We start from the raw sequence: 19,941 nt of genomic DNA, 5'->3' as shown, positions 1-19,941 counted from the left end.
AACGAAACACCCTATCAGCCCCTTGACCTCAATCTGACTCGAGGTCCTATCAGCCCGGCCACTGCGTCGCACGACGTGTTGGATCGGAGAAGGTTCGTGGCCGAAAATACCGCTGAAAGGATCGACTGGCGCCAACTCTGGGCGAGCGGCGATCTCGCCCGCTTCTGCTTCATCTGCCTCGGCATCCTGCTGCACGCCACCAACGAGACCATGGTTGCGACCGTCATGCCGGCCATGGTCGGCGATCTGTCCGGTGTCGAGCTGGTCGGCTGGTCGCTCGCCGTCTACGAGATCGGCGCGATCGTCGCCGGCGCGGCGGCCGGGCGCATGACCAGCTACGTCGCCTTGCGCACCAACATGATGGGCGCGGCGCTGGTCTATTCGGCCGGCGCGCTGCTCTGCGCCACCGCGCCCTCCATGCCGGCCTTCCTCGCCGGGCGCCTGGTCGAGGGTTTCGGCGGCGGCGCGCTGGTGTCGCTCGCCTTCGTCTCGGTCGAGCGATTGTTCCCGCAGCGCATCTGGCCGCAGCTCTTCGGCGTCATCTCGGCCGTGTGGGGCGTCGCCGCCTTCAGCGGCCCGCTGATCGGCGCGCTGATGTCGGAGTTCCTGTCCTGGCGCTGGGCCTTCGGCGTCTTCGCGGCGGGCGGCGTCGCCGCCGCCCTCGCCTGCCTTGCCGTCCTGCGCGGCCCGGCCGCCACCAGGCAGCGCAACGACGGCGCGCCGCTGCCTCCCTTTCCCTTCGCCACGCTTGCCTGCCTTGCCGTCAGCGTCGTGCTGATCGCCTCGGCCGGCGTCGACGTCACGCCGCTGCGCTCATCGCTGCTGCTGGCGGCGGGCCTGTTCGGCATCGCGCTGTTCTTCGGGCTCGACCGGCGCCTGCCCGCCGGGCGCCTCTTCCCGGCGAAGCCGCTCAGCCTCGCCACGCCACTCGGCAACGGCATGATCATGGTCGCCGCCTTCTCGGTCGCCACCGTCACCTTCACCGTCTACGGCCCGCTGCTTCTGACCAGCCTGCACGGCACCTCGGTGCTGACCACCGGCTACATCATCGCCGCCGAATCCATTGCCTGGTCGGTGCTGTCGATCCTCGTCGCCAACACCCCGCCTGAGCGTGAGCGCGGCATCGTGCTGGCGGGCGCATTGATGATCGCCGGCGGCGTCGCCGGCTTCGCCTATGCCGTGCCGGCCGGCAACATCCCGCTGATCCTCGGCTGCGCGATCCTGCAGGGCGGCGGCTTCGGCATCGCCTGGCCCTTCGTCACCCGCATCATCGTCACCGCGGCGCCGGCGGCCGAGCGCACCGTCGCTTCCTCGGCCGTGCCGACGATGCAGCGGATCGGCTATGCCGTCGGCGCCGCTTCCTGCGGCATCGTCGCCAATGCCAGCGGCTTTGCCGGCGGGCTGAGCAGCCAAACGGCCGCCGGCGTCGCCGCCTGGCTCTTCCTTGCCTTCCTGCCGCTCGGCGTGCTTGGCTGCCTCGCCGCCTGGCGGCTGCCTGCGAATTCAGCCTCCCCCGCTCCTGCCTGAGAGATCGACCATGCCGGAAACGACGACCCTCATCGCCTTCGCCCTGATCGCGCTCGGCATGGTGCTGACGCCCGGCCCGAACATGATCTATCTGGTGTCGCGCTCGATCAGCCAGGGGCCGAAGGCCGGGCTGATCTCACTGGGCGGCGTCGCGATGGGCTTCGTCTTCTACATGCTCGCCGCCGCCTTCGGCATCACCGCCCTGCTGATCGCCGTGCCCTTCGCCTACGATGCGCTGCGCTTCGCCGGCGCGGCCTATCTTCTGTGGCTCGCCTGGCAGGCGGTGCGGCCCGGCGGCCGCTCCCCGTTCCAGGTGCGCAGCCTGCCGAAGGACGGCCCGCGAAAACTGTTCCTGATGGGCTTTCTCACCAATCTGCTCAATCCGAAGATCGCCATGGTCTACTTGTCGCTGCTGCCGCAGTTCATCGACCCGGCGCTGGGCAACGTGTTCGCGCAGTCGCTGATCCTCGGCGCCACCCAGATCGTCGTCAGCGTGACGATGAATGCGATGATCGCGCTGGCGGCCGGCTCGATCTCGCTGTTCCTGGCCAGGAACCCGCTGTGGATCACGCTGCAGCGCTGGCTGATGGGCACCGTGCTCGCCGGGCTGGCCTACAAGATGGCGACGGAAGCGCAGCGATAGGCCTGGCTCCCGGCAATGTCGCGCCGGCGACGGACCCGTTCATCGCGAAGCTGCTTCCTCCTCCCGAAAAACCTTCGGCGGCTCACCAGCGGATCGAAGGGTCCGGAACAGGAATCGCGTCGAGCAGCTCGCGCGTATAGGGGTGCGACGGCGCCTCGAAGAGCTGCCTTGTCGGTGCGTCCTCGACGATGCGGCCGCCCTGCAGGACGATGACCCGGCCGCACAGCCGGCTGATGACCGAGAGATCGTGGCTGATGAAGGCGAGCGTCAGGCCGAGCTCCTTCACCAATTGTTCCAGCAGGTTCAGCACCTGTGCCTGCGAGGACACGTCGAGGCCGGAGACGATCTCGTCGGCGAGGATGAAGTCGGGACGCATGGCGATGGCCCGCGCGATGCCGACACGCTGGCGCTGGCCGCCGGACAGCTCGTGCGGATAGCGCGCCGCGAACGCTTTTGGCAGGCCGACCTGGTCGAGCGCCTCTGCCACGCGCGCATCGCCCGTCCGCGCGCAGAGCGGCGCGGCGATGATGCGGCCGACGGTGAGGCGCGGGTTGAGCGACGACATCGGGTCCTGGAAGATCATCTGGATGCGCCGCCGCAATCCGCGCAGCCGCCCGTCCGGGAGATGGGTGATGTCCTGCCCGTCGAACAGGATTTCTCCGCCGGTCGGCTCGATCAGGCGTACCAGGGCGCGCCCCAGCGTCGTCTTGCCCGAGCCCGAGCCGCCGACGATGCCGAGCACCGCGCCGCGCGGGATGTCGAAGGAGATGCCCTTCAGGATCTCCAGCCGCGGGGCCGGGCCGAACAGCGGCTTGCGCGCCATGTCGGGCACGTCGAGCCGCAGGCCGGATATCTGGAACAGCGCCTCAGCCATGACGACTCCATGCCGCGTCGGCCGCCGCGATCTCGGCGGCGACGGCGTCGAGCACGTCGCGCGGGACCGGACGCAGCGAGGAGGCGGGATCGTTGTGGCGCGGCGTGGCGGCCAGCAGCGCGGCGCTGTAGGGATGGCGGGGCGCGGCGAAGAAGGCGTCGACGGTGGTGTCCTCCACCACCTTGCCGGCATAGAGCACCGACAGGCTGTCGCAGATCTTGGAGACCACGCCGAGGTCGTGGGTGACGAACAGCAGCGCCGTGCCGTGGCGCGCCTGCAGCTCCGAGATCAGCCGCAGGATCTGCTTCTGCACGGTCACGTCCAGCGCCGTCGTCGGCTCGTCCGCCACGATCAGCTTCGGCTCGGCGGCGAAGGCCGAGGCGATCAGCACGCGCTGGCGCATGCCGCCGGACAGCTCGTGCGGGTAGAGGCGCACCACCCGCTCCGGCTCGGGGATGCGCACCTCGCCGAGCAGTTCCAGCGCCCTCGCCCTCGCCCGTTCCTTCGTCCAGCCGAGGATGTCGACCAGCCGGTCGGTGATCTGCGGGCCGATGCGCCGCGACGGGTTGAGCGCCGTCAGCGGGTCCTGCGGGATCAGCGCGGTGCTGGCGCCGATCAGCCGCCGCCGCTCTGCCGGCTTCATGCGCAGGAGATCGTGGCCGTCCAGAAAAATCTCGCCTTCGACGATCTCCACCGACGCCGGCAGCACGCCGAGCACGGCCTTGCCGATCATGCTCTTGCCGGCGCCGCTCTCGCCGACCAGGCCGCGCACGACGCCCGCCGGCAGGTCGATGTCGACCGAGCGCAGCAGCCGGTGGCCCGTGTTCCTGAGGCGCGCCGACAGGTTGCGGATCTGCAGGAACGCCGTCATCTGAGCACCGGGTCGAAGCGCTCGCGCAGGCCGTCGCCGAGCTGGGCGAAGGACAGCACAGTGAGGAACAGTGCGACCAGCGGGAACACCAGCACCCACCATGCCTGGTGGATGGCCAGGCGGCCTTCGGCGATCATGCCGCCCCAGGTCGGCGCGTCGGTGGAGATCGACAGGTTGACGAAGGACAGGATCGCCTCGACGATGACCGCGATGCCCATTTCCAGGGTCAGCAGCGCCACCATCGTGGGCAGCACGTTGGGCAGGATTTCCGACAGCAGCGTGCGCAGGCGGGTGAAGCCGGCGATGCGGGCGCTCTGCACATAGTCCATCTGCGACTGGTTCAGCGTCTCGGCGCGCACCACCCGGCAGAAGCGCGTCCAGTCGATCACGACGATGGCGATGATCACCGAGGTGAGCCCGGTGCCGAGCACGGCGATCAGCAGGATGGCGAACAGCACCGGCGGGAAGGCCATCCAGATGTCGACCAGCCGGCCGACGATGCGGTCGGCCCAGCCGCGGTAGAAGCCGGCGACGAGCCCGAGCGCCGAGCCGACCAGGCAGGTGACGACGCCGGCGAGCAGAGCCACCGTCAGCGCGACTCGGGCGCCGAAAATCATGCGCGACAGCACGTCGCGGCCGAGGCTGTCGGTGCCCAGCCAGAAACCGGGCTCGGACCCGGCCATCCAGGCAGGCGGCAGGCGGCCGAGCATCAGGTCCTGCGCCAGCGGGTCCTGCGGGCTGATGAGCGGCGCGAAGATCGCGCACAGCGCGACGAAGCCGAGCCAGAGCGCCGACAGCCACAGGCGCGCCCCGGCGCGCCGCTTGATCGCACCGCGTCCGTCAAGCATTGCGCAGCCTCGGATTGAGCAGCGCGTAGGTCATGTCGACGGCCAGGTTGACGAAGGTGAACATCAGCGCGAACAGGATGACGATGCCCTGGATCAGCGGCAGGTCGCGGTTGATCACCGCGTCGATCGCCATGTTGCCGAGCCCCTCATAGGAAAACAGCCGCTCGATGATGACGGTGCCGCCCATCAGGAAGGTGAACTGCACGCCGATGAGCGTCAGCGTCGGCAGCACTGCGTTGGGCAGCGCCTCCGACAGGATGACGCGGGTCTCGGAATAGCCCTTGGTGCGGGCGAGCACGGCATAGTCGAGGTTGACCGTCTCCTTGAGCGACTGCTTGAGCAGCTGCGAGATGATCGCGGCGAGCGGCAAAGCGAGCGCCAGCGCCGGCATGAACATGTGGTCGACGAGGTCGGCCAGGATGTCGAAGCGCAGCGTCACGATGCTCTCGAGCAGGTAGAATTGCGTCGAGAACGGGATGTCGAGGCGCGGCGAGACGCGGCCGGAGATGTGGAACAGCGGCCACAGCACGCCGAACAGCAGGATCAGCACCAGGCCCCACAGGAAATCCGGCACCGACAGGCCGATGCCGTTGGCGAGATCGACGCCGGCCTCCGCCTTGCGGCCGCGGAAGCGCGTGCCGAGCACGGCGAGGCTGCCGCCGAGCGCCACGGCGATCAGCAGGGCCACCAGGCTGAGCTCCAGCGTCGCCGGCAGGCGGTTGAGCACCAGCGACAGCACCGGCTGGCGGGTCGAGATCGACGTGCCGAAATCGCCGTGCAGCACATTGCCGAACCAGATGGCGAATTGCTGCGGGATCGATTTGTCGAGCCCGTAGAGCGCCCGCAGCCGGTCGATGTCGGCGTCGGTCGCGCCGGGCGGCAGCATCATGGCGATCGGATCGCCGGGAACGATGCGGACGATGAAGAAAACGATCACCGCCACGCCGATTAGGGTGATCAGCGTGGTGGCGAGACGCCCGAAAATGGTACGCGCAAGCTGCATGTAGGGTGTCTGCTCGCCGGACTAGAGCGCAACGCGATCAATATGAATCGGCATTCCGCTCTGTCTCTTTATCTGGGCATGATCCGTCCCGAAGAATCTGCGATTTTTCGGGATCATGCACCGGCCGGCGGGCCACTGTCTCAGGCGCGCTTGATCAGGTGCGGCAGCAGCGCGCCCGACTTGTGCGGCGTCACGGTTATCCCGTCGCGATGGACGATCGGCTGCGCGTACTGGATGAGCGGGACCACCAGGCCCTCCTCGGCGATGTAGCGGGAGACGTCCTTCCAGCCCTGGATGCGCTTGTCCTCGTCCTTCTCGCCCCACAGCGGCCCGATCTTGTCGATGAGATCCTGGCCGTCCCACACCGAATGCGGGCTCGGGCCGAACATGGCGAAGCCGGTCGAGGTGGTCGGGTCGCCGACGGCGTTGCCCCAGTTGTAGAAGGCGGCCGGGGCCAGCTTGTCGGCGGCGCGCAGCTCGTAATGCTGGGCGATCTCGTAGACCTCGATCTCGGCCTCGATGCCGACCTTGCGCCACATGCCGACGATCGCCTGGATCATCTCGTAGTCCTTCGGCTTGAAGCCGCGCGTGGTCTGAAGCTTGAACTTCACCGGCTTGTCCGGCGAGTAGCCGGATGCGGCGAGCAGCTTAGTCGCCAGCTCGGCGTCGTAGGGGACCTTTATGGAGGCGTCGTAGGCGACGTATTCCGGCGTCTCCAGCGTCGACAGCGGCACGCCGTAGCCACGCAGCAGACGGTCGACCAGAAGCTGCTTGTCGATGGCGTGGTTGGCCGCCAGCCGCACGTTCTTGTCCAGCATCGGATCGACATCGTTGAGGAAGATCATGGCGATGTCGGAGATGGTCTCGTTGGAGCCCTTCAGCCCGCCGGCGGTCAGGCGGTCGTATTCCTCGTAGGGGATCTCCAGCGTGACGTCGGAATTGCCGGATTCGATCTCGGCGACGCGGCTCGCCGCGTCAGTGACGAATTTTATGGTGACCGTGTCGAAATCCGGCTTGCCGCCCCAATAGGTCGGGTTGGCCTTCAGCCGCACGAACGCGTTGCGCTCGTAGCGGTCGACCATGTAGGGGCCGGTGCCGATCGGCTTGGCCTCGAAACCTTCGGCGCCGACCTTCTCGTAATAGGCCTTGGGCAGGACGTAGCCGGTCAGGAACGACATCCACTTGAAGATGGTGGGCTCGAATTCCAGCACGTCGGCCTCGACCCGGTTGCCGTCGACCTTGAAGTTGCCGACCTTGGCCCAGACGAACTGGATCGGGTTGCCGGTCTCGGCCTTGCCGGCGCGCTCCAGCGACCAGGCGACGTCCTCGGCGGTGAAGGGGCTGCCGTCGTGCCAGGTGACGCCTTCGCGCACCACCAGGAAGATCTTGCTGCGGTCGCCGTTCCAGCCCCATTCGGTGACCAGGCCGGGACCGAAGCTCAGGTCCGGGTTCTGGTGGATGAACATGTCGAAGACGGACTGGTAGAAACCCTGGATGGTCGGGTTGACCGCCGAGGGGCCGACCGTCGGGTCCCAGGACGGCAGGTTGACGTTATAGGCGATGGTGAGTTCGTCGGCTTCCTGCGCGGAAGCGAGCTGCGGGATGCCGAGCCCCGCGGCGGCGATGCCGGCGCCGGTGAGCTTCAGGAGGGTGCGTCGATTCGGATGTCTGGTCATGTCTGCGTTCCCCAGGTGTCGTTATGAAATCGATGAAATCAGCCGCCCGCCAGCTGCTGGGCGAGCCGGTAGCCCGACCCCGCGCCGACGCCGGCCCCGGGCCAGGTCGAGGCGCCGGTGAGATGGAAATTCTTGACCGGCGTCTTCCAGCCGGCGGCGCCCGGCGCCGGGCGGAACAGGAAATTCTGCGACAAATGATGGCTGCCGCCGACCTGGTCGCCGCCGACCAGGTTCGCATTGTCGCGCTCGAGGTCGAGCGGGGTGACGACGCGGCGCGCGATGATCTTCGATGAAAGACCCGGCGCGTAGCGCTCGACGATGCCGATCACCCGCTCGGCGTAGAGGTCGCGCACCGTTTCCCAGTCCGTGCTGGCGATCGCGCCGGCGGCGTCGCCGCGGATTTCGGCCGGCACCATACGCACCTGCACCCACAGCACGTGCTTGCCCTCGGGGGCGCGGCTGGGATCGACGGCGGTGGGCTGGCCGACCACCAGCACCGGCTCGGTCGGCAGAAGGCCGGCCTGCGCCTGCGCATAGGCGAGCGCCATCGCGTCCATGCTCGGCGACAGATGCACATAGGCGAAGCGGCGGAGCGCCGCGTCCGGCCAGTCCGGCAGGTCGTCGAGGGCGAGATGGATCATCATCGTGCCCGGCGCATGGCGGAAGTCGCGCATGTGCCGGTCGAAGCGCTCGTCGCCGGAACCATGCGGCAGCAGTTTTGCGAGCGCCCGCGGTGCGACCGAGCCGATGACGGCCTTGGCAGCGGCGATGCGGCGCCCGTCGGCGAGCACGACGCCTGCAGCGCGGCCGCCCGCGGTCTCGACCCGCTCGACGGCGGTGCCGCATTCGACGCTGCTGCCGCCGGCCTTCACCATGGCGACGAGGGCGGCGATCATGGTGTCGGCGCCGCCCTTGCCGAGCGCCATGCCGAAACTCTGGTTGGCCATGCCTTCGAGGTAAGGAAACACCGCGCCGCCGGCGATGTCGGGAGCGAAGTCGAGATGCATACCCCAGGCGGCGAGCAGCGCCTTGACCTGCGGGCTTTCGAAGGTCTCGTCCAGCCAGGCGCGCGGCGACGACAGCAGGAAGCGCAGCAGTTCCTGCGCCCCGGAGAAGCCGTGGCGACGCAGGGTTGAAAACAGGATACTTGCAATCGCACGCTTTTTCATGGGGCTGCCGAGCAGCGCGAACAAGGTCTCCGCGCGCGCCGGGAACTCCGCCACCAGCCGCGCCCAGGTCTCCGCATCGCGCGGCGAGAAGGCGCGGATGCGTTCCTGCGTCGTGGCTAGGTCGGTCGACACGCCGAGCCAGCGGCCGTCCGGAAACAGCGAGGCGAAACAATCGGCCACCGGCACGAAGGCAAGGCCGTGCGCCGCCAGATCGGATGCATAGGTCTTATGGAAAGCCGAGCCTGCGAACAGGCTGAGGTTCATCGCCGCGAAGTCGTGGCGGAAGCCGGGCGCGGTCAATTCCAGCGTCTTCACGGCGCCGCCGGGCCGCTCCGCCGCCTCGAACAGCGCCACCTTCCAGCCCCGCCTCGTCAGATGCGCGGCGCACGCCAGCGCATTGTGACCGGCGCCGATGATCACGGCATCGTATGTGGTCATTCGTTTTGTTCACCCTCGACAGAGATATTTGCATATGCATCTAATTCCGTCTAGGCTGTTTTTCGGAGCGGGCCGGAAGAGGCCGCGCCAGGGAACGCGGCGCCGTTGGGGGCGCCCATAGCGAGGAGATTTCGACATGAGTGCTGCGACCGCGCTGGGCGATTTCGCCGAGTTGCTGCTGACCGGAAGGATCGAGGTCGTCGACCTGTCGGCGCCGCTCGGGCCGGACACGCCGATCCTGAAGCTGCCGCCTGAACTGGCCAGGGACACGCCGAAGATCGAGGTGCACCGCATTTCCGAATACGACCAGGACGGTCCGTTCTGGGCCTGGAACTGGCTGAAGCTCGGCGAGCATTCCGGCACGCATTTCGACGCGCCGCACCACTGGATCACCGGCAAGGATTTTTCCGACGGCTACACCGACACTATTCCCGTCCGCAATTACGTGGCGCCGGTCAACGTCATCGACTGCTCGGCCGAGGCGGCGGAGAACGCCGATTACCTGCTGACCGCCGACGCGGTGAAGGCGTGGGAAGCGAAACACGGCGCCATCGGCAAGGGCGAGTGGGTGCTGATGCGCACCGACTGGGACCGCCGCAACGGCTCCGAGGAAGCGTTCCTCAACGCCGACGCCAACGGCCCGCATTCGCCCGGACCGACGGTCGACTGCATCGAATACATCCTCGAGCGCGGCGCCATCGGCTGGGGCACGCAGTGCATCGGCACCGATGCGGGTGCCGCCGGCGGCATGACCCCGCCCTTCCCGGCGCACAATCTGGTGCACAAGGCCAACCGCTACGGCCTAGCCAGCCTGTGCAACCTCGACAAGCTGCCGGCCAAGGGCGCGATCCTGATCGCCGCCCCGCTGAAGATCGTGAACGGCACCGGCAGCCCGGTGCGCGCGCTGGCGCTCGTGCCCAAGGGCTGAGGCGTGGCCTACGATCACGTCATCATCGGCAGCGGCGTCAACGGCCTCGTCGCCGCGGCGCTGCTGTCGGGCAAGGGCGGCAAGGTGCTGCTGCTGGAGCGCTCCGACCGCCTCGGCGGCTGCATGATGAGCGCCGAGGCCACCTTGCCCGGCTTCGTCCATGACGTGATGGCGGCAACCTTCGTGCTGTTCATCACCGGTCCCGCGCATGGCGCGCTCGGCGCCGACCTTGCCCGCCACGGGCTGGAGTTCTGCCATACGCCGCATCCGACCGCCGTGCTTCGGCCGGACGGTACGAGCGCGGTGCTCACCACGGACCGGGTGGCCAATGTCGCGGCCTTCAACACGCTCGCCCCCGGCGACGGCGAGCGCCACGCGGCCGATGTCGGCGGCATCGAGGCGAACGCGCCGCTGCTGTTCGGCCTGCTCGGCGGTGATCTGTGGAGCACCGCCACCGCAAAGCTTTTGGGCCGCGAGGCGTGGCGGCGCGGGCCGCGTGGCCTGGCCGCCTATCTCGGCGGCGCGCTCGCACCGGCGCGCGGCTGGCTGGAGAACGGATACGCTTCACCAGAACTGCGGGCGCTCTATGCGCCGTGGACGCTGCATTGCGGCCTATCGCCGGAAGACGCCTATTCCGCCGAGATGGGCAAGGTCGTCGCCTTCGCGCTGGAGGCCGCCGGAGCGCCCATCGTGAAGGGCGGCGCCGGAAAGGCGGCGGCGGCGTTCCGGGCCCTGATCGAGGAACGCGGCGGCACGGTGCGGGCCGGCGCCGAGGTCGAGCGCATCCTGGTGCGCAACGGCCGCGCCGCCGGCCTGCGGCTGGCGGGCGGCGAGGAGATCGCGGCGGCGAAATCGGTCATCGCCTCGGTGGCACCGGGGCAGCTTTATGGCCGGCTGCTCGGCCAGGACGCGCCGGAGCCGGAGAAGAAGGCTGCCAAGGCGTTCCGTCACGGCCGCGGCGACTTCCAGCTTCACTACGCGCTGGACCGTGCACCGCGCTGGATCGCCGACGGGCTGGAGAAGGTTGCGCTCATCCATCTCACCGACGGCATCGACGCGGTGTCGAAATCCCACAACGAGGCGACGCGCGGCCTGCTGCCGGAGACGCCGACGCTGTGCGTCGGCCAGCCGGCGGCGCTCGACCCGTCGCGCTGCCCGGACGGCAAGGCGATCCTGTGGATCCAGGTGCCCGACGCGCCGCGCGTCATCAAGGGCGACGCGGCCGGCAAGATCGCGACGTCCGGCGGCTGGGACGAGCCGACGCGCGAGGCGTTCGCCGACCGCATCGAGGCGATGCTGGCGCATCACATCCATGGCTTCCGCGACACCGTGCTGGCCCGGCGCGCCTATTCGCCGGCCGACCTCGAGGCGCTCAACGTCAATCTGGTCGGCGGCGACCCCTATGGCGGCGCCTGCACCATCGACCAGTTCTTCGCCTGGCGGCCGTTCCCCGGCTCGGTCAACCACCGCACGCCGGTGAAGGGCCTCTACCATATCGGGGCGTCGACCCATCCGGGGCCGGGCCTGGGCGGCGGCTCCGGCTTTCTCGTCGCGAAGGAGATCGGATGAACGACCGGGTGGTCATAGGCGACGACACCGAAGGCCCGCGGCTGGGCGAGATCGGCCTGCAGCAGTTCGCGCCCTATCTGATGAACCGCATCATGGGGCGCTACAATGCCTCGCTGCGCGACGACCTGGCCAAGCTCGGCCTGACCACGCCGAAGATGCGGACGCTCGCCGTGCTGTCGGTCATCGACAATCTGGTGATCAGCCGGCTCGCCGTCTATGCCATCGTCGAGCAGTCGACGCTGAGCCGCGCTCTGGACGCGCTGGAGGCCGACGGCCTGGTGCGCCGCGCCGCCGACCCCGACGACAGCCGCGCCACGCGCGTCTCGATCACCGATGCCGGCCGGGCGGCGTTCGAGCGGCTGTGGCCGACCATGCGGCGGAGCTACACCAGGATGTTCGCGGGCATCGATGCGGAAGAGCGCGCCAACTTCGTGGCGACGCTGCAGAAGATGCTCGTCAACGTCCGCAAGCACGACTTCTGAGGAGATACCCATGGCCGAACGGTCATTCGCGAAAGAGGTCCGGAAGCTCAAGCTGGGCGAGGGCGAGACGTTCACCGGCGAAGGCATTCTGGCCATCACCAAGGCGCTGCTGCAATGCGGCGTCGGTTATGTCGGCGGCTACCAGGGCGCGCCGATCAGCCACCTGATGGACGTTCTCGCCGACGCGCAGGAGATTCTGGGCGAACTCGGCGTGCATTTCGAGGCGAGCGCCTCGGAGGCGACGGCGACCGCCATGCTGGCGGCCTCCGTGCACTACCCGATCCGCGGCGCCGCGACCTTCAAGTCGACCGTCGGCACCAATGTCGCGTCGGACGCGCTCGCCAACCTCGCCTCGGGCGGCGTCACCGGCGGCGCGCTGATCATCGTCGGCGAGGACTATGGCGAGGGCTCCTCCATCATGCAGGAGCGCAGCCATGCCTTCGCCATGAAGAGCCAGGTGTGGCTGCTCGACCCGCGTCCCAACCTGCCGTCGATCGTCGCCGCGGTCGAGCACGGCTTCGAGCTGTCGGAGGCGTCGAACACGCCGGTGATGCTGCAGGTGCGCATCCGCTGCTGCCATGTTCACGGCTCCTTCACCACGAAGGACAACAAGCGGCCGGCGATGACGGTGGCCGACGCGCTGGAGAACCCGCGCCGCGACACGCAGCGCATCGTCCTGCCGCCCGCCTCCTTCCTGCACGAGAAGGAGAAGATCTCCAAGCGCCTGCCGGCGGCCATCGACTACATCAAGCGGCACCGGCTGAACGAGACTTTTGGCGGCTCCGGCAAGGTCGGCATCATCTGCCAAGGCGGCATGTACAACGGCGTTATCCGCGCGCTGCAGCGGCTCGGCCTTGCCGACCTCTACGGCGAGACCGAAGTGCCGCTGCACGTGCTCAACGTCACCTATCCGCTGGTCGAGGACGATCTCGTCGCCTTCTGCGAGGGCAAGGAGGCGGTGCTGGTCGTCGAGGAGGGCCAGCCCGACTACATCGAGCAGGCGCTCGGCGCCATGCTCTACAAGGCCGGCGCGACGGTGCGCCTCGAAGGCAAGGGCGTGCTGCCGATGGCCGGCGAATATACCGGCGACACGCTGCTGTCGGGCCTTGGCGCGTTCCTGCGCCAGCATGCCGGCGGCATGCTGGCGCCGGAGATCAGGGCGCCCAACGTACCGGCGCCGCCGATCTTCGAGGATCTCGCCAAGACCGTGCCGATGCGCCCGCCGGGCTTCTGCATCGGCTGCCCCGAGCGCCCGATCTTCGCGGCGACGAAGCTCGCGGAGCAGGAGCTCGGCAAGCACCACATCGCCTCCGACATCGGCTGCCACCTGTTCTCGATCATGCCGCCATTCGAGCTCGGCGCCACCACCATGGGCTACGGGCTGGGGCCGGCTTCGGCTTCGGCCTTCAATTCGCCCGACGCCAAGCGCCGGTCCATCTCCTTCGTCGGCGACGGCGGCTTCTGGCACAACGGCCTGACCTCCTCGATCGGCAATGCCGTCTTCAACAAGAACGACGGCGTCATCGTGGTGGTCGACAACTATTATTCGGCCGCGACCGGCGGGCAGGACGTCTTGTCGTCGCGCGCCAGCAACCGGACCAAGTCGACGAAACATCCGATCACCGACGCCATCAAGGGCATGGGCGTGAAATGGGTGCGCCACATCGAGCGCACCTACGACGTCGGCCAGATGCGCGACACGCTGAAGGAGGCGCTGACGACCGAGGAGAAAGGCCCCAAGGTCATCGTCGCCTCGTCGGAATGCATGCTCAACCGGCAGCGGCGCGAGGCGCCGCTGAAGAAGAAGGCGGCGGCCGAGGGCAGGCGCATGGTCAAGACCAAGTTCGGCGTGGACGAGGACGTCTGCACCGGCGATCACGCCTGCATGCGGCTCTCCGGCTGCCCGTCGCTGACGGTCAAGCATCTCGACGACCCGCTGCGCGACGATCCGGTGGCGGCAATCGACGAGAACTGCGTCGGCTGCGGCAATTGCGGCGAGGTCGCCGACGCGGCGGTGCTCTGCCCGTCCTTCTACCAGGCCGACGTGGTCAGCAACCCGACGGGCTGGGACCGCTTCTGGTTCCGGCTGCGCCAGCGGGTGATTTCGGCGCTGCAGTCGCGGCGCGAGCGCCGGCGGCTGACCTTCGGAGCACAGGCGGCATGAGGCTCGGTCTGGCGGAAGGGCCCGACCGCACGGGTTCGGTCATAAAACTCTGCATCCTGGCGGTGGGCGGCCAGGGCGGCGGCGTGCTCACCAACTGGATCACCGACCTGGCGCAGCGGGCCGGCTGGCATGTGCAGTCGACCTCGGTTGCCGGCGTGGCGCAGCGCACCGGCGCCACGATCTACTATGTCGAGATGATGCCGAGCGATCCGGCCCGGCCGGACGCCCGGCCGGTGCTGGCGCTGAGCCCGGCGCCGGGCGACGTCGACATCCTGATCGCCGCCGAACTGGCGGAAGCCGGACGGGCGGTGCTGCGCGGCTTCGTCACGCCCGACCGCACCACGCTGATCGCTTCCAGCCATCGCATGCTGGCGGTGTCGGAGAAGATCGTGCCGGGTGATGGCCGCGCCGATGGCGGCACGGTGCAGCGCCGGGCGGCCGAGGCGTCGCGGCGCTTCGTCCATTTCGACATGGAGGCGCTGGCAAAACAGGCCGGCAGCGTGATCTCCTCCAGCCTGTTCGGCGCGCTGGCCGGCACCGGCGAACTGCCCTTTTCGCGCGCCGATTTCGAGGCGACGATCAAGGCCGGCGGCAAGGGCACGGAAGCCAGCCTGCGCGCCTTCGCGCTCGCCTACGACCGCGCCGCCGGCGTCGCGGCGACCGAAAGCGCGGCGGTAATTCCAGCTGGCGACACCGGGTCGGCCGTGCGCGGCCCGCGACGGCTCGAGGCGCAATGGGAGGAGCTGCTGCACCGCGTCGCCGAGCTTCCGGAGCCGGTGCGCGAGCTTGCCGAGCCGGGCCTGCGAAAAGTGGTCGACTTCCTCGATCCGGCCTATGGCGGCGAATATCTCGAGCGCATCGAGCGCATCGCCGCCGACGACGAGGAGACGCAAGGCTTCGCCTTTTCGCGCGAGGCGGCGAAATACGTCGCCAACGCCATGGTCTACGACGACATCGTGCGCGTCGCCGACCTGAAGACCCGGTCGGCGCGGGCCGAGCGCGTGCGCCGCGAGGTGAAGCTGGGCGAAGGCCAGGCGCTGCTCACCACCGAATATTTCCATCCGCGCATGGAGGAGATCTGCGGCACGCTGCCGGCCCGGCTGGGGGCGGCGATCGAGGCACGGCCCGGCCTGATGAAGGCGCTCAACCGCGTGGTCGACCGCGGCCGCCGCATCCGCACCGACAGCATCCTCGGCTTCGGCATGCTGTGGGCGATCGGCGGCATGCGGCGCTGGCGCCGCGGCCTGCTGCGCCATCGCGTCGAGACGGCGCATCTGGAGGAATGGCTGGCGACGGCGCTGCGCGAGCGCGACGGCGACTATGCTCTCGGCGTCGAGGTGCTGAAGTGCCGTCGCCTGATCAAGGGTTATTCCGACACCCATAGCCGCGGCCTGTCGAAGTTCGACCGGGTGCTCGGCTGCCTGCCGCTGCTTCGCGGCCGCGCCGACGCCGCCGACTGGATCCGGCGGCTTCGCGAGGCAGCGCTTGCGGATGCGGACGGGGTGGCGCTCGACGGAGCGATCCGTACGGTGCGCTCCTTCACCGAGGAAGTCGGCGAGCATGCAGGCTGACACCTCCGCTTCCCGCTCCGGGCTCATACGCACACGCGCGACCGGCCAGCGCAGCGCCGGCCTGGTCTCGCGCGGAGCGGCCACATAGTTTAAGCTTAGACAATCCGGCGCGCGACGCGCCGGCACCGCTTCGCGCACCGACTGCTGGCGAGGAGGGGCGCGCTTCAGGAGGGATGCCCGTTTGACCGAGCAAGGCGGCGTGGACTGGATCGACAGCGAGACCAAGGTCGCCGAGGCGCCCGCCGACCATGGCGACGACCTGCGGCTGTGGCTGCGCCTGCTCACCTGCTCTACGCTGGTCGAGACCGAGGTGCGGCGGCGCCTGCGCGAGGATTTCGACTTCACCCTGCCGCGCTTCGACCTGCTGGCACAACTCGAGCGCGCCGAGCAGGGCATGGTGCTCGGGGAGCTGTCGAAACGCATGATGGTGTCGGCAGGCAATCTCACCGCGCTGGTCGAGCGGCTGGTCGAGAGCGGCCATGTCAGCCGCACGACCTCGCCGACCGACCGCCGCGTCCAGATCATCGCGCTCACCGATTTCGGCCGCGCCGCCTTCCGCGAGATGGCCGACCGCCACGGCGACTGGATCGGCGACCTGTTCAAGGACCTTTCCGCACGCGACCGTGTCGCGCTGATTGACGAACTCGGCAAGCTGAAGCGTTCGATCCGCGCGTCGCTCGCGGCGGGCGGGGGTTCCTGAAGCGTTCGATCCGCGCGTCGCTCGCGGCGGGCGGGGGTTCCTGAAGCGGAGTTCGTCCGGCTGGCCTGCGCCGTTGGCACGCCAGTTTTCCCAAGGACAGACGGATGCCCGAATCGCCGCTTTCTTCCTCAACGTCTCATGCTTCGAGGCGGGTGACACTGGGAGCCGCTGACGACTTGCGTGCTCCCGAAACCTATCGCGGAAAAAACTTTAAGCTTGAAATTTCTCGCGATCGAGTCCACCTTGTGTGCAAGGGTCGGCGCAGCGAATCCGTGTGCCCGCGCCCAGCTCGACCAACCGGAGGACGGCCATGCGGATAGTCTGTATCGGAGGCGGCCCGGCGGGACTCTATTTCGCCCTGCTGATGAAGAGCCGACACCCCGAGCACCGCGTCACCGTGGTCGAGCGCAACCGGCCCTACGACACCTTCGGCTGGGGCGTGGTCTTCTCCGACGCCACCATGCAGTCGATGCGGCAGTGGGATCCCAAGACCGCCGAGGCCATCGAGGTGGCGTTCAACCACTGGGACGACATCGAGCTGGTCTTCAAGGGTCGCAAGATCCGCACCTCCGGCCACGGCTTCGTCGGCATCGGCCGCAAGAAGATGCTCAACATCCTGCAGGACCGCTGCAAGGAGCTCGGCGTCGAGCTGGTGTTCGAGCACGAGGTCGAGAGCGACGCGGAATTTTCCGACGCCGACCTGATCATCGCCGCCGATGGCGTCAATTCGCGCATCCGCGCCAGATATGCCGACGTGTTCAAGCCGGACATGCTGATGCGGCCGAACCGCTTCGTCTGGCTAGGCACCGACAAGCCGTTCGACGCCTTCACCTTCGACTTTCGCAAGACCGAGCACGGCTGGTTCCAGGCGCATGTCTACCGCTTCGACGCCAACACCTCGACCTTCATCGTCGAGACGACGGAGGACGTGTTCAAGGCGCATGGCCTCGACGAAATGGACCAGGACCAGTCGATCGCCTTCTGCGAAAAGCTGTTCGCCGAGACGCTCGACGGCCACAGCCTGATGAGCAATTCGCGCCACCTGCGCGGCTCGGCCTGGCTGAATTTCGGCCGGCTGATCTGCGACAAGTGGAGCCATTTCAACGGCCGCAGCCATGTCGTGCTGATGGGCGACAGCGCCCACACCGCGCATTTCGCCATCGGCTCCGGCACGAAACTCGCCATCGACGACGCCATCGAGTTGACCCGCCAGTTCGACATCGCCGGCCACGAGGCGAAGACCATCCCGGCCGTGCTCTCGGCCTACGAGGAGGTGCGCCGGGTCGACGTGGCGCGCATCCAGAACGCGGCGCGCAACGCCATGGAATGGTTCGAGGTGGTCGGCACCCGCTATGCCGACACGCTCGAGCCCGAGCAGTTCATGTATTCGATGCTGACCCGCTCTCAGCGCATCAGCCACGAGAACCTGCGCCTGCGCGACAAGGCCTGGCTGGAGGGCTACGAGCGCTGGTTCGCCGAGCGCGCCGGCATCCATCCTGCCGCCAACGGCGCCGTGCCGCCGCCGATGTTCACGCCCTTCAAGCTGCGCGGCCTGACGCTCGCCAACCGCATCATGGTGTCGCCGATGGCGATGTACTCGGCGGTCGACGGCCTGCCGGGCGATTTCCACCTCGTCCATCTCGGCGCCCGCGCCATGGGCGGGGCGGCGCTGATCTTCCCGGAGATGACCTGCGTGTCGCCGGACGCGCGCATCACCCCGGGCTGCCTCGGCCTGTGGAGCGACGAGCAGATGCCGGCGTGGAAGCGCGTCGTCGACTTCGTCCACAACCAGACGCCCGCCAGGATCGGCATCCAGCTCGGCCATGCCGGCCGCAAGGGCGCGACGCGGCTGGCATGGGAGGGCATCGACCAGCCGCTCGACGAGGGCGGATGGCCGCTGATCTCGGCGTCGGCGATCCCCTATCTCAAGAATTCGCAGGTGCCGCGGGCGATGACGCGCGCCGACATGGACCGGGTTCTCGAAGACTTCGTAGCGGCGACGCGGCGCGCCGCCGAGCTCGGCTTCGACATGCTCGAGCTGCACGCCGCGCACGGCTATCTGCTGTCGAGCTTCCTGTCGCCGCTCACCAATGTGCGCGGCGACGATTATGGCGGCGATCACGCGGCGCGGGCACGCTTTCCGCTGGAGGTCTTCCGCGCCGTCCGCTCCGTCTGGCCCGAGGACAGGCCGATGTCGGTGCGCCTCTCCGCCAACGACTGGTTCGAGGGCGGCAACACGCCGGAGGACGCGGCGATCTTCGCCCGCATGTTCAAGGAGGCCGGCGCCGACCTGATCGACTGCTCGTCCGGTCAGGTGGTCAAGGAAGAGAAGCCTGTCTACGGCCGCCTGTTCCAGACGCCGTTCTCCGACAAGATCCGCAACGAGATCCGCATGCCGACCATCGCCGTCGGCGCCATCTCGGAGGCCGACCACGCCAATTCGATCATCGCCGCCGGCCGCGCCGACCTCTGCGCCGTGGCGCGTCCGCATCTCGCCGACCCGTCCTTCGTCCTGCACGAGGCCGCCAGGATCGGCTTCGCCGGGCAGGCATGGCCGAAGCAGTATTATTCGGCGCGGGCGCAGTACGAGAACAATCTCGCGCGCGCCGCCGCTGCCGCCGCCGAGGCGGGCAAGCCGCGATGACCCGCCGGAATCGCGCAGGGGCAACAGGATGAGCGCCGGCCGCCACGCCCTGGTCACCGGCGCCGGCAGCGGCATCGGCCGGGCGGTCGCGCTGGCCCTCGCGGCGAGCGGCCACCGCGTCTCGCTGGCCGGCCGCCGCGCCGGACCGCTCGAGGAGGTAGGCCGCGAGATCGCCGTGGCAGGCGGCACGAGCGCGGTCGTCGACGGCTTCGACGTCGCCGACCCGCGGGCGGTGGAGCGGGGTGTCGCACGCGCGCTTGAAGCCGGCGGCGGCGTCGCCGTGCTGGTCAACTGCGCCGGCGAAGCACCCTCGGCGCCGTTCGACAAGACCGGCCTCGACCTGTGGAACCGGGTGATCGGCATCAACCTCACCGGCGCCTTCCTGGTCACGCAGGCGCTGCTGCCGTCGATCCGGTGCGCCGGCAACGGCCGCATCGTCAATGTCGCCAGCACCGCCGGACTGACCGGCTATGCCTATGTGTCGGCCTATTGCGCGTCCAAGCACGGGCTGGTCGGCCTGACCCGCGCGCTGGCGCTGGAGCTGGCGCGCACCGACGTCACCGTCAACGCGGTCTGCCCGGGCTTCACCGACACGCCGCTGATCGCCGGCGCGGTCGAAACCATCGCCGGCAAGACCGGCCGCAGCCGCGACGAAGCCCGCGCCAGCCTCGCCCGCGTCAATCCGCAGGGCCGCCTGGTCACGCCGCAGGAAGTGGCCGACACGGTGCTGTGGCTGGTGTCGGAGAAGTCGTCCGCAATCACCGGCCAGGCGATCCCGGTCGCCGGCGGCGAGGTCATGAGCGGCTGACGACGCGCCCGAAAACGCAAAACGGC

The 19,941-nt window shown here is 68.8% G+C and carries 16 protein-coding genes; 10 read left to right on the top strand and 6 right to left on the bottom strand.

Annotated elements, in window-relative coordinates; all coding sequences use genetic code 11:
* Positions 1-96 precede the first annotated feature (96 nt).
* Together C7I84_RS15505 and C7I84_RS15500 are read left to right on the top strand one after the other, a co-directional pair.
* Positions 97-1,527, top strand: a complete 1,431-nt coding sequence (locus C7I84_RS15505; protein ID WP_106773110.1) for an MFS transporter — start codon at positions 97-99, stop codon at positions 1,525-1,527.
* A gap of 10 nt (positions 1,528-1,537) precedes the next feature.
* On the top strand, positions 1,538-2,170 hold the full coding sequence (locus C7I84_RS15500) for a LysE family translocator (protein ID WP_106773109.1): 633 nt from the start codon (positions 1,538-1,540) through the stop codon (positions 2,168-2,170).
* An 82-nt stretch (positions 2,171-2,252) separates the two neighbouring features.
* Here C7I84_RS15500 and C7I84_RS15495 read toward each other — a convergent pair whose 3' ends face one another.
* From C7I84_RS15495 to C7I84_RS15470, 6 genes are all read right to left on the bottom strand, one after another.
* Positions 2,253-3,044, bottom strand: a complete 792-nt coding sequence (locus C7I84_RS15495; protein WP_106773108.1) for an ATP-binding cassette domain-containing protein — start codon at positions 3,042-3,044, stop codon at positions 2,253-2,255.
* The gene (locus C7I84_RS15490; protein WP_106773107.1) at positions 3,037-3,915 is read right to left on the bottom strand and encodes an ABC transporter ATP-binding protein; all 879 of its coding nucleotides are present in this window, start codon (positions 3,913-3,915) and stop codon (positions 3,037-3,039) included. Before C7I84_RS15490 ends, C7I84_RS15495 begins: the two co-directional genes overlap by 8 nt.
* On the bottom strand, positions 3,912-4,763 hold the full coding sequence (locus C7I84_RS15485; protein ID WP_106773106.1) for an ABC transporter permease: 852 nt from the start codon (positions 4,761-4,763) through the stop codon (positions 3,912-3,914). The genes C7I84_RS15490 and C7I84_RS15485 overlap by 4 nt, the downstream gene beginning before the upstream one ends.
* Positions 4,756-5,766: an ABC transporter permease gene (locus C7I84_RS15480; protein ID WP_106773105.1), complete on the bottom strand. Its 1,011-nt coding sequence runs from the start codon at positions 5,764-5,766 to the stop codon at positions 4,756-4,758. Before C7I84_RS15480 ends, C7I84_RS15485 begins: the two co-directional genes overlap by 8 nt.
* A 140-nt stretch (positions 5,767-5,906) precedes the next feature.
* Positions 5,907-7,442: an ABC transporter substrate-binding protein gene (locus tag C7I84_RS15475; RefSeq protein WP_106773104.1), complete on the bottom strand. Its 1,536-nt coding sequence runs from the start codon at positions 7,440-7,442 to the stop codon at positions 5,907-5,909.
* A 38-nt stretch (positions 7,443-7,480) separates the two neighbouring features.
* Positions 7,481-9,049, bottom strand: a complete 1,569-nt coding sequence (locus tag C7I84_RS15470) for a phytoene desaturase family protein (RefSeq protein ID WP_106773103.1) — start codon at positions 9,047-9,049, stop codon at positions 7,481-7,483.
* 136 nt (positions 9,050-9,185) lie between these two features.
* Here C7I84_RS15470 and C7I84_RS15465 point away from each other — a divergent pair, with 136 nt between their 5' ends.
* The 8 genes from C7I84_RS15465 (at position 9,186) to C7I84_RS15430 (ending at position 19,915) form a co-directional block, all read left to right on the top strand.
* The gene (locus tag C7I84_RS15465; RefSeq protein ID WP_106773102.1) at positions 9,186-9,977 is read left to right on the top strand and encodes a cyclase family protein; all 792 of its coding nucleotides are present in this window, start codon (positions 9,186-9,188) and stop codon (positions 9,975-9,977) included.
* Between the two features lie 3 nt (positions 9,978-9,980).
* A complete protein-coding gene (locus tag C7I84_RS15460; RefSeq protein WP_106773101.1) occupies positions 9,981-11,546 on the top strand; it encodes a phytoene desaturase family protein in 1,566 nt (521 codons plus the stop codon).
* A complete protein-coding gene (locus tag C7I84_RS15455) occupies positions 11,543-12,028 on the top strand; it encodes a MarR family winged helix-turn-helix transcriptional regulator (protein WP_106773100.1) in 486 nt (161 codons plus the stop codon). The genes C7I84_RS15460 and C7I84_RS15455 overlap by 4 nt, the downstream gene beginning before the upstream one ends.
* A 10-nt stretch (positions 12,029-12,038) precedes the next feature.
* Positions 12,039-14,192, top strand: a complete 2,154-nt coding sequence (locus C7I84_RS15450) for a thiamine pyrophosphate-dependent enzyme (protein ID WP_106773099.1) — start codon at positions 12,039-12,041, stop codon at positions 14,190-14,192.
* A complete protein-coding gene (locus C7I84_RS15445) occupies positions 14,189-15,763 on the top strand; it encodes an indolepyruvate oxidoreductase subunit beta family protein (protein ID WP_106773098.1) in 1,575 nt (524 codons plus the stop codon). Before C7I84_RS15450 ends, C7I84_RS15445 begins: the two co-directional genes overlap by 4 nt.
* A 181-nt stretch (positions 15,764-15,944) precedes the next feature.
* Positions 15,945-16,463: a MarR family winged helix-turn-helix transcriptional regulator gene (locus C7I84_RS15440; protein WP_106773097.1), complete on the top strand. Its 519-nt coding sequence runs from the start codon at positions 15,945-15,947 to the stop codon at positions 16,461-16,463.
* 310 nt (positions 16,464-16,773) lie between these two features.
* Positions 16,774-19,107 carry a bifunctional salicylyl-CoA 5-hydroxylase/oxidoreductase gene (locus C7I84_RS15435; protein ID WP_106773096.1) on the top strand — a complete coding sequence of 778 codons (2,334 nt, stop codon included), beginning with the start codon at positions 16,774-16,776 and terminating at the stop codon, positions 19,105-19,107.
* 28 nt (positions 19,108-19,135) lie between these two features.
* On the top strand, positions 19,136-19,915 hold the full coding sequence (locus C7I84_RS15430; RefSeq protein WP_106773095.1) for an SDR family NAD(P)-dependent oxidoreductase: 780 nt from the start codon (positions 19,136-19,138) through the stop codon (positions 19,913-19,915).
* The last annotated feature ends 26 nt before the right edge of the window (positions 19,916-19,941 follow it).

Origin of the sequence: Kumtagia ephedrae (assembly GCF_003012745.1) — a bacterium.
GTDB lineage: Bacteria > Pseudomonadota > Alphaproteobacteria > Rhizobiales > Rhizobiaceae > Kumtagia > Kumtagia ephedrae.
Note: the sequence above shows the minus strand (reverse complement) of the source record. Positions and strands in the feature narration are given on the sequence as shown.

Coding starts and splice junctions, on each gene's coding strand:
- C7I84_RS15450 (WP_106773099.1), top strand. CDS start 12,039: ATGGCCGAACGGTCATTCGCGAAAGAGGTCCGGAAGCTCAAGCTGGGC.
- C7I84_RS15485 (WP_106773106.1), bottom strand. CDS start 4,763: ATGCTTGACGGACGCGGTGCGATCAAGCGGCGCGCCGGGGCGCGCCTG.
- C7I84_RS15430 (WP_106773095.1), top strand. CDS start 19,136: ATGAGCGCCGGCCGCCACGCCCTGGTCACCGGCGCCGGCAGCGGCATC.
- C7I84_RS15470 (WP_106773103.1), bottom strand. CDS start 9,049: ATGACCACATACGATGCCGTGATCATCGGCGCCGGTCACAATGCGCTG.
- C7I84_RS15490 (WP_106773107.1), bottom strand. CDS start 3,915: ATGACGGCGTTCCTGCAGATCCGCAACCTGTCGGCGCGCCTCAGGAAC.
- C7I84_RS15495 (WP_106773108.1), bottom strand. CDS start 3,044: ATGGCTGAGGCGCTGTTCCAGATATCCGGCCTGCGGCTCGACGTGCCC.
- C7I84_RS15455 (WP_106773100.1), top strand. CDS start 11,543: ATGAACGACCGGGTGGTCATAGGCGACGACACCGAAGGCCCGCGGCTG.
- C7I84_RS15465 (WP_106773102.1), top strand. CDS start 9,186: ATGAGTGCTGCGACCGCGCTGGGCGATTTCGCCGAGTTGCTGCTGACC.
- C7I84_RS15500 (WP_106773109.1), top strand. CDS start 1,538: ATGCCGGAAACGACGACCCTCATCGCCTTCGCCCTGATCGCGCTCGGC.
- C7I84_RS15475 (WP_106773104.1), bottom strand. CDS start 7,442: ATGACCAGACATCCGAATCGACGCACCCTCCTGAAGCTCACCGGCGCC.
- C7I84_RS15435 (WP_106773096.1), top strand. CDS start 16,774: ATGCGGATAGTCTGTATCGGAGGCGGCCCGGCGGGACTCTATTTCGCC.
- C7I84_RS15445 (WP_106773098.1), top strand. CDS start 14,189: ATGAGGCTCGGTCTGGCGGAAGGGCCCGACCGCACGGGTTCGGTCATA.
- C7I84_RS15480 (WP_106773105.1), bottom strand. CDS start 5,766: ATGCAGCTTGCGCGTACCATTTTCGGGCGTCTCGCCACCACGCTGATC.